This is a genomic window from Duganella phyllosphaerae (assembly GCF_001758785.1).
Taxonomy (GTDB): domain Bacteria; phylum Pseudomonadota; class Gammaproteobacteria; order Burkholderiales; family Burkholderiaceae_D; genus Rugamonas; species Rugamonas phyllosphaerae.
Genome location: NZ_LROM01000094.1, coordinates 26,818 through 35,503, shown reverse-complemented (window position 1 = coordinate 35,503; position 8,686 = coordinate 26,818). Strand labels below are relative to the sequence as shown.

Below are 8,686 nucleotides of genomic sequence, written 5' to 3'. Positions count from 1 at the left end.
GGGGCCGCCTCGGCCGCATCGCGCGCGACGTTGCCTGCGCTCTGGCCGTGGCGCACCAGCCAGATTTTTTGCGGCCACTTTTGGTTGGCTCCGCTGGCTCCGCTGGCCGTGTCGGTAAAAATATCGGCGACGTCGTCGCCCGGTTGATCTGTCAGTATGCCCATCAATGGTCTCCGTCGAGGTCGAGTTCTATCCATACCGGCGCGTGGTCGCTGGGCTTTTCGCGGCCACGCACGTCGCGATCCACCTCGGCCTTTTTCAGGTGTGGCGCCAAGTCGGGGGAAAGCAATAAATGGTCGATGCGAATGCCGGCATTGCGCCCGTAAGCGTTGCGGAAATAATCCCAGAACGTGTAGATGGTCTCGCCCGGGTGCATGGTGCGCAGGGCGTCGGTCCAGCCTTGCGCCAGCAGGCGGTGAAAGGCCTCGCGCGTTTCGGGGCGGAACAGGGCGTCATCGACCCAACGCTCGGGCTTGTACACGTCGAGGTCGGTCGGCATGACGTTGAAGTCGCCGGCGATCACGGTGGGCGTCCCGGCTTCCATCAGGCCGGCCGCATGGGTGATCAGGCGCTCGAACCATGCGAGCTTGTAGTCGAACTTGGGGCCGGGCGCCGGGTTGCCGTTGGGCAGGTACAGGCCGCAAATGAGCACGCCGTTGACCACTGCTTCGATGTAGCGGCTCTGTTCGTCTTCAGGATCGCCGGGCAGACCGCGTCCGACTTCGATCGGCTTGACGCCACGGGCCAGGATCGCCACGCCGTTCCAGCTTTTCTGGCCGTGCCAGATCGCCTCGTAGCCGATTTCCTGGAGTGCCGCCTCGGGAAACTTTTCCTGCGGCGCTTTGAGTTCCTGCAGGCAGACCACGTCGGGCTGGGTTTCTTGCAGCCATTGCAGCAGGGCCGGCAGGCGGGCGCCGATGCCGTTGATGTTGAAGGTGGCGATGCGCATGGAATTCCTTAAGTTGATGATGACTCTTCCTTGAGCACGGTGATCATGCCGTTCGCTTCGAGGAAGACATACTTCATTTTATCAAGCGGGCAGTCCGCTTCGCGCAGCGCCTGGTCGACGTCGCCCTTGGCCACGTGTTCGCGCTTCATGGCGTCCTTGAACACCTGGCCGTCGCGGCCCAGCAGCACCGCTTCGCCATCGACCAGCTTGGCCATCTTTTCGCTACGCGAAGTGGCAATCGCGATGCCGACGTTGAGCACGATGAGGGTGCCGGCCGAGATCAGCGCGCCGGACACCGAGTCTTCACCGGCCGACAGCCCGTTCGACACCGCTTCGGACAGCAGCATCACGACCAGCAGGTCGAACGGCGTGAACTGTCCCACGGTGCGCTTGCCGGTGAAGCGCATCATGACCAGCAGGGCGATGTAGATGAGGCTGGCGCGCAGCACCAGCTCCCACCAGGGCAAGTCCAGTTCGAACATGGGGCCTCCTTGCAATGTCATGCATTATAGTCATCGTTTTGTGACCATGAAGGTGGGTTCGCTAACAGTGCGCGCGCCTTGTGGTCGCTACGCTGTGCCCATGGACGACTTGATCAATTTGCTACAATGGCCCGCGATGGCCATCACCCTGCTGGCCGCCTGGCTGGTGGGTTCCGGGCACCACCGGCGCCGCAAGCTCGGCTTCTGGTGTTTTCTGGGAAGTAATGCCCTGTGGGTGGCGTGGGGCCTGCACGACCAGGCCTGGGCGTTGATCATCCTTCAGCTGTGCCTGGTGGTGACCAATCTGCGCGGTGCGGTCAAGAACGACGATGATTCCAAAAAATGAAGGAAATGAATTGACGGCTGCTGGCGCTGCTTGCGCGTCATGGCGCCTGCGTTTCCGTCCGGGCGATTGGCATCCTGGATATCGCGTCGTGAATCGATTATTGGTTGCGCGCCAGCCACCACGCATCGAGTATCGCACCGAGCCAGCACGCCACCAGTACCAGCGACGCCAGGTTGGTGCTGGCATCGTCGCCGCCGGAGGCGCTGATGCGCGCCATGATGACCGGCACATCGAGGGGCAGGGCACCGCTCTGGATTTCGGCCACCAACTGGTCAGCCAGCGTGAGCGTGGTACGCAGCAGTACGCCGATCGCCAGCAAGGTGGGCACGATGAACAGGCAGCCGCGCATGGCGCGCTTGAGCACGAAATGACCGAGGCCGGGGAACAGCAGCGCCGAGATGAGAACTGCCTTGGTTTTCGCTTTCATGCGGACGTCATCCTGTCGTAAATTTTTCGTGCGGAGATATTGTTGGCGCAACTCGGCAGCCTGGAGCAAGCTATCTTACCTGCCGCAGACTGTCATGCGCGTCCGGTTAGCAGAACGAGACGCGAGCGGTGCGCCGGCGGTCGCGGAAAACATGTAGTTTGGCATTTCTCACCGCGACCCCGGCCGCGACCAGACCAAGGAGACCGCCATGACCCGCACCACTGCTGCAGTACGTCCGGCCAGCCTGGCCGCTCACGGGGGCAAGTTGGCCTTCACGCTTGCCGTCGCGCTGGGCCTGGCCGCCTGCGGCGGCTCCAGCGACGATACCGTGGTGGTCGTCAACCCTCCGGCCAACCCCGGCAATCCCGGCAATCCCGGCACACCCACCGCGCCGACCGCGCCGACCGTGGTGGCGAGCGGCCTGCGCGCGCCGTGGTCGATCGCGTTCTACAAGGGCACGCCCTTGGTGAGCGAGCGCGATACCGACCGCATCGTGGCCGTGGGCAGCAACGGCGCTGTAAGCGAGGTGGCGGTGATCGCCGGCGTCAATGGCAGCGGGGAAGGCGGCCTGCTGGGCATCGCCGTGCGCGACGATTACCTGTACGTGTATTTCACCGCCGGCAGCCAGAACCGCATCGTGCGGTATCCGCTGTCGGGCGACGGCGCCGGCATCCGGCTGGGCGCCGTGCAGTCGGTCCTGAACGGCATCCCGGCCGCCTCCACCCATAATGGCGGCCGCATCGCCTTTGGTCCGGACGGTATGCTGTACGCCACCGCCGGCGACGCCGCCAACACCGCGCGCGCCCAGGACATGGCCTCGCTGGGCGGCAAGATCCTGCGCATGACGCCGGAAGGCGCGGTCCCGCGCGACAACCCGTTCCCCGGATCGTATGTCTACAGCCTCGGTCACCGCAACCCGCAAGGCATTGCCTGGGCCGCCGACGGCGCCATGTATGCCTCGGAATTCGGCCAGAATACCTGGGATGAACTGAACCGCATCACGGCCGGCGCCAACTATGGCTGGCCGGTGGTGGAGGGCATCGCCACCGACAGCCGCTACACCAATCCGCTGCAGCAGTGGAGCACGTCCACCGCCAGCCCGAGCGGCATGGCGATACGCGGCAGTTCGATCTATATCGCCAACCTGCGCGGCGAACGGCTGCGGCAAATCCCGCTGGCCAAGCCATCGACTTCTGTTGACCGCTATCCCGGTGAATACGGCCGCCTGCGCGACGTGGTGGTGTCGCCCGAAGGCCTGCTGTGGATGATGACCAACAACACCGACAGCCGCGGCGAGCCGCGCCCCGGCGACGACCGCATTGTCAGTATCCCGTTGCAGTGAGACTGCTGGTGAACGAGGGCAGTATCAAGGAGCGGACGCCGCCGGGTAGCAGCGCGAAGCGTACGGCGCCAGCTCGGCCAGCGGCTTGCCATAGAGGTGGAGGTGGAAGGTGGGCAGGTCGTCTGCTGCAACGGTGGCATGGATCGCATCGGCGCGCAGGTGGATCACGTCGTTTTCCTTGACGTCGATCGTGCACAGTGCGTGCAAGGTCGCGGCAGCGGTGTCGCGCTGATAAAGCACGTTGCGCTCGTTGCCGGACAGGCCGATGATGACCGCCCAGGTGGTGTGCTCGTGCGGCGGACTGGCCACCCCGGGCCCGTCCGAGACCAGGTACAGTGCCGGCTTGCCGTGGGCGACGTGCAACGGATAGAGCAGTTCCTGCTGTCCGTCGGCCTTGGGCAGTGCCATCACGTCGTCGGGCAGGGCGCGCGGCAAGCGCATCCAGTCCTGCATCAGCCGTCCGACTTCGCCTAGTTGTTGATCGGTAGGATCCGCACCCAGCCCCAGGGCCGCCACCTGCTGCAGAAATCTGCTCGTCATTTCGCCAGCTCATGTTTTTAAAATGACAATTTACCCTTGATCAACATTTCGTGCAAGAGGCAAGCCGGCGAAAATAGCGGCCCGAAGGCCGCTGCTTATTGGCTAACGACAGTTAGCGGTCAGTGCGCTGATTCTGCCGCCCCGGCTGCTGACCCTGCTCCTGGCCTTGTTCCCGAGTGCCGCTGCGCGAACCGCTTTCGGAGCCGTAATCGCTGTCCAGTTCGTCATCTTCGCTGAGCGGACGGTCACTTTGCTGGTTGCCTTGGTCACTGCGCTGGCTGCGGTCTTGCGAGGAATCTTGCATGGGATTGCGCTGGTCGGGATTGCGTTGATCTGGGTTGAGCGGATTGCCTTGCTGATTGTTCTGGTTAGCCATGATCGTCTCCGGTTGTGGCCCCGTGCTTGGGGTGAATTCATCTTAGGCCCTGTCCGTCGTGCTCGCCATCAGGCGCCATGCTGCGCACTTGTAGGACATGCCTGTCGGTGTGAACCTGAACACTTGCAGGGACGACAGTTGTCGGTGTTGCGCTTCAGGTAATATGTTGTCATTCTCCCCACCTGGAACTGCTGCCATGAACCCCGTCAAACTCCTACTCGTCGGCATCGCGCTGCTGGCTTGCCACAACGGCGCGCTGGCGGCCCAACCACTGCCCGCCAGCCTCACCGGCACCTGGAGCACGGGCGAGACACCGTTTGAAGGCGGCACCCGCCAGATCGACCTGTACCTGGAGCCAGGCGGCACGGCGGTGATGGTCGGCGCCAGGCGGCATGCAGGAAGGATGCAACAGCTGCCGCTGCGCATCGGCATGCCGATGCGGACCACGCTCGACGGCAACCAGCTGCAGGCGCGCGCATTACCTGCCGACATCCGGCCACCGCAGCGGCCAGAGGACATGACGTTGAGCTGCAAGGTAGCGCAGGCATCCCTGGTATGCCACGACCCGCGCGGCGCCACGCTCGAGATGACCCGCCGCAGCGACAGCGCCACGGCCGACATCGTCCAGATGCAGGCGGCCATCGGCCGGCAACTGGCAGAGCATCCGGAAAAAGGCGCGATCACCGTCATCGTGCCCTGAAATAAATTCGGGGGCAGTTCCGAATACCGGAACTGCCCCCGAAGCGGATGCCGCTTAACGACGGATTACTCGTAGTCGCTCATCGGCGCGCAGCCGCAGAACAGGTTACGGTCGCCGTAGACGTTGTCGGCGCGGCCTACCGGCGGCCAGTACTTCTGCTTGCGCAGCGATGGCACCGGGTAGGCTGCCACTTCGCGCGAGTACTTGCGTTCCCACTTGTCGGCGGTCAGCACTTCGGCCGTGTGCGGGGCGTGCTTGAGCGGGTTGTCCAGCTTGTCGAACTCGCCGCTTTCGACCTTGGCGATCTCGTTGCGGATGGCGATCATGGCGTCGATGAAGCGGTCCATCTCGACCTTCGATTCGCTTTCGGTCGGCTCGATCATCAGGGTGCCCGGTACCGGGAAGCTCATGGTCGGGGCGTGGAAGCCGAAGTCCATCAGGCGCTTGGCCACGTCCTCGTTGGTGATGCCCGTGGCATCCTGTAGCGGACGCAGGTCGATGATGCACTCGTGCGCCACCAGGCCATCATGGCCCGTGTACAGCACCGGGTAGTGCGGCGCCAGGCGGCGGGCGATGTAGTTGGCGCCCAGGATGGCGTTTTCGGTCGCAGCCGTCAGGCCTTCTGCGCCCATCATGGCGATGTACATCCACGAAATCGGCAAAATGCTGGCCGAGCCGTACGGCGCCGCGCTGACCGCGCCGATGCCGGCGTTGTCGCGAATGTAGCCGTTCGAACGCTGGTTCGGCAGGAACTTGGCCAGGTGCGCACCCACGCCGATCGGACCCACGCCAGGACCGCCACCACCGTGCGGAATGCAGAAGGTCTTGTGCAGGTTCAGGTGCGAAACGTCGCCGCCGAACGCGCCGGGAGCAGCAACGCCCACCAGTGCATTCATGTTGGCGCCGTCGATGTACACCTGGCCGCCGTGGCCGTGGACGATCTCGCACAGTTCCTGGATGCCTTCTTCGAACACGCCGTGCGTGGACGGGTAGGTGACCATGGCGCAGGCCAGGTTCTTCGAGTGCAGCTCGGCCTTGGCCTTCAGGTCGGCCAGGTCGACGTTGCCGTTGGCATCGCAGGCGGTGACCACCACCTGCATGCCGACCATGCTGGCCGATGCCGGGTTGGTGCCGTGCGCCGACGATGGAATCAGGCAGATGTTGCGATGGCCTTCGTTGCGCGACTGGTGGTAAGCCTGGATCACCAGCAAACCGGCGTATTCGCCCTGCGAGCCGGCGTTAGGCTGCAGCGAGATGGCGGCGTAGCCGGTGACGGCGCACAGCATTTCTTCGAGCTGGGCGATCATTTCGCGGTAGCCCACGGTCTGGCTGTCCGGTGCGAACGGGTGGATGTTCGAGAACTCGGGCCAGGTGACCGGGATCATTTCGGACGTGGCGTTGAGCTTCATGGTGCACGAGCCGAGCGGGATCATGGTGCGGTCCAGCGCCAGGTCCTTGTCCGCCAGGCTGCGCAGGTAGCGCAGCATTTCGGTCTCCGAATGGTAGCGGTTGAATACCGGGTGCGTCAGGTAGGCGCTGGTACGGGCCAAGGTGGCCGGGAACGCTTCGGTGACGCCGGCTTCGACGGTGTCGAGGTCCGGGCCATGGGCCGGGCCACCGACCGGATGGGCGAACACGGTCCACAGCAGGGCGATGTCTTCGCGGGTGGTGGTTTCGTCGAGCGAAATGCCGACGTGCGACGCGTCGATCACGCGCAGGTTCACGCCGTGCGAGTGGGCCGAGGCGTGCAGCTGTTCGGCGTTGGCGGTGGCTACCGTCAGGGTATCGAAATAGGTCTCGTTGGTGACCGTGTAGCCGAGCGTTTTCAGGTTGGCGGCAACGATGCCGGTGTAGCGGTGCACGCGCTGGGCGATCTGCTGCAGGCCTTTCGGGCCGTGGTACACGGCGTACATCGAGGCGATCACGGCCAGCAGCACTTGCGCGGTGCAGATGTTGGACGTGGCTTTTTCGCGGCGGATGTGCTGCTCGCGGGTTTGCAGCGCCAGGCGGTAGGCTTTGTTGCCTTGCGCGTCGATGGTCACGCCAACCAGGCGGCCCGACATGCTGCGCTTGAATTCGTCGCGGGTGGACAGGTAGCCGGCGTGCGGGCCGCCAAAGCCCAGCGGAACGCCGAAGCGCTGGCTGTTACCGACAACCACGTCCGCGCCCCATTCGCCCGGCGGCGTGAGCATGGTCAGCGCGAGCAGGTCGGCAGCGACGACGACCATCGCACCGGCGGCTTTCACCGCTTCCACGCCGGCCTTGTAATCGCGCACCACGCCATTGACGCCGGGGTATTGCAGCAGCACGCCGAAAGCGTCGGTGATGCTGGAGAGTTCGGCCGGGTGGAACGGCTTGATGATGATGCCCAGCGGCTTGGCGCGGGTTTCCAGCACTTCGCGCGTTTGCGGCAGCACGTCGTCAGCGACATAGAACGTGTTCGACTTCGACTTGCCCACGCGCTGGATCAGCGTCATCGCTTCGGCGGCGGCGGTGCCTTCGTCGAGCATCGACGCATTGGCGATGCCCATGCCGGTCAGGTCGGTGATGGTTTGCTGGAAGTTCAGGATCGCTTCCAGGCGGCCTTGCGAAATCTCTGGCTGGTACGGCGTGTACGCGGTGTACCAGGCCGGGTTTTCGAAGATGTTACGCAGTACCACGCCTGGCGTGGTGGTGTTGTAGTAGCCCTGGCCGATCAGCGACTTGAGCACCTTGTTTTTCGAGGCGATTTTCTTGAGCTTGGCCAGCGCTTCGCTTTCCGGCAGCGGCGCGGAGTAGACGCCCAGCGGCAGGGCGGCCTTGTTGCGGATGTTGGCCGGAACGATGGCGTCGATCAGGGCGGCGCGGGTGGGGTAGCCGAGCGTCGCCAGCATGGCTTGCTGTTCGGCGGCGTCCGGGCCGATGTGGCGCGCGATGAAGGCGTCGCGGGCTTCGAGTTGGGTCAGGCTGGTGCGGGTCATAGGAGGGCGGGGAGCTTTAATAATGAGACGGGAACTCTGAGCCGTCATCCTCGCGAAAGCGGGGATCCAAGGAACGGTTGAACGACTCGCCGGTTCTATGGATTCCCGCATTCGCGGGAATGACGGTGGAAGCGTTACTGGCGAATCAGGAAGCGGTGGCGCTGCCGTAAGCGGCAGCGTCGAGCAGGCCGTCAACGGCTGCGGCGTCGCTCGGCTTGATCTTGAACAGCCAGTTGGCGTAAGCGTCGCTGTTGATCGACTCTGGCGCGTTGACCACGTCGTCGTTCACCGCCACCACTTCGCCAGCCACTGGCGCGTAGATGTCGCTGGCGGCCTTCACCGATTCCACCACGGCGGCGTCGTCGCCGGCGCCGTAGGTCGTGCCCACTTTTGGCAGTTCGACGAAGACGATGTCGCCGAGCGCATCTTGCGCGAACTCGGTGATGCCGACGGTAACGGTGCCGTCGGCTTCAGTGCGTACCCATTCGTGGGATTCGGTGTACTTCAGGTCGGCAGGAATGTTCATGTAAAGCTCCAGTGGGGTGGGGTGGTGTATGGTGAGAA

General features: G+C 64.2%; 10 protein-coding genes. 3 read left to right on the top strand and 7 right to left on the bottom strand.

Annotated elements, in window-relative coordinates:
* Nucleotides 1–163: 163 nt before the first annotated feature.
* Nucleotides 164–949 carry an exodeoxyribonuclease III gene (gene xth / locus DUPY_RS17230; RefSeq protein WP_070249627.1) on the bottom strand — a complete coding sequence of 262 codons (786 nt, stop codon included), beginning with the start codon at nt 947–949 and terminating at the stop codon, nt 164–166.
* A gap of 8 nt (nt 950–957) precedes the next feature.
* Nucleotides 958–1,431 (bottom strand): DUF421 domain-containing protein, encoded by a 474-nt coding sequence (locus DUPY_RS17225; RefSeq protein ID WP_070249626.1) that lies wholly within the window; start codon nt 1,429–1,431, stop codon nt 958–960.
* Nucleotides 1,432–1,531: 100 nt separating this feature from the next.
* Here DUPY_RS17225 and DUPY_RS17220 point away from each other — a divergent pair, with 100 nt between their 5' ends.
* Complete coding sequence (locus DUPY_RS17220) at nt 1,532–1,777, top strand: hypothetical protein (protein ID WP_070249625.1); 246 nt, start codon at nt 1,532–1,534, stop codon at nt 1,775–1,777.
* Nucleotides 1,778–1,874: 97 nt separating this feature from the next.
* Here the strand turns inward: DUPY_RS17220 and DUPY_RS17215 are convergent, their stop codons facing one another.
* Nucleotides 1,875–2,204 carry a DUF6677 family protein gene (locus tag DUPY_RS17215; RefSeq protein WP_070249624.1) on the bottom strand — a complete coding sequence of 110 codons (330 nt, stop codon included), beginning with the start codon at nt 2,202–2,204 and terminating at the stop codon, nt 1,875–1,877.
* A gap of 208 nt (nt 2,205–2,412) precedes the next feature.
* Between DUPY_RS17215 and DUPY_RS17210 the strand changes: the two genes are divergently transcribed.
* Nucleotides 2,413–3,546 carry a PQQ-dependent sugar dehydrogenase gene (locus DUPY_RS17210; RefSeq protein ID WP_084640766.1) on the top strand — a complete coding sequence of 378 codons (1,134 nt, stop codon included), beginning with the start codon at nt 2,413–2,415 and terminating at the stop codon, nt 3,544–3,546.
* A 24-nt stretch (nt 3,547–3,570) separates the two neighbouring features.
* Here DUPY_RS17210 and DUPY_RS17205 read toward each other — a convergent pair whose 3' ends face one another.
* The gene (locus tag DUPY_RS17205) at nt 3,571–4,086 is read right to left on the bottom strand and encodes a cupin domain-containing protein (RefSeq protein ID WP_141749587.1); all 516 of its coding nucleotides are present in this window, start codon (nt 4,084–4,086) and stop codon (nt 3,571–3,573) included.
* Between the two features lie 112 nt (nt 4,087–4,198).
* On the bottom strand, nt 4,199–4,462 hold the full coding sequence (locus DUPY_RS17200) for a hypothetical protein (protein ID WP_070249622.1): 264 nt from the start codon (nt 4,460–4,462) through the stop codon (nt 4,199–4,201).
* Between the two features lie 196 nt (nt 4,463–4,658).
* Between DUPY_RS17200 and DUPY_RS17195 the strand changes: the two genes are divergently transcribed.
* Nucleotides 4,659–5,162 carry a hypothetical protein gene (locus DUPY_RS17195; protein WP_070249621.1) on the top strand — a complete coding sequence of 168 codons (504 nt, stop codon included), beginning with the start codon at nt 4,659–4,661 and terminating at the stop codon, nt 5,160–5,162.
* A 65-nt stretch (nt 5,163–5,227) separates the two neighbouring features.
* Here the strand turns inward: DUPY_RS17195 and gcvP are convergent, their stop codons facing one another.
* Both gcvP and gcvH read right to left on the bottom strand, forming a co-directional pair.
* Entirely contained in the window at nt 5,228–8,122 is a 2,895-nt protein-coding gene (gene gcvP, locus DUPY_RS17190) for an aminomethyl-transferring glycine dehydrogenase (protein ID WP_070249620.1), read from the bottom strand.
* Nucleotides 8,123–8,267: 145 nt separating this feature from the next.
* Nucleotides 8,268–8,648, bottom strand: coding sequence for a glycine cleavage system protein GcvH (gene gcvH / locus DUPY_RS17185; RefSeq protein ID WP_070249619.1), 381 nt, complete (start codon nt 8,646–8,648; stop codon nt 8,268–8,270).
* Between the last annotated feature and the right edge of the window lie 38 nt (nt 8,649–8,686).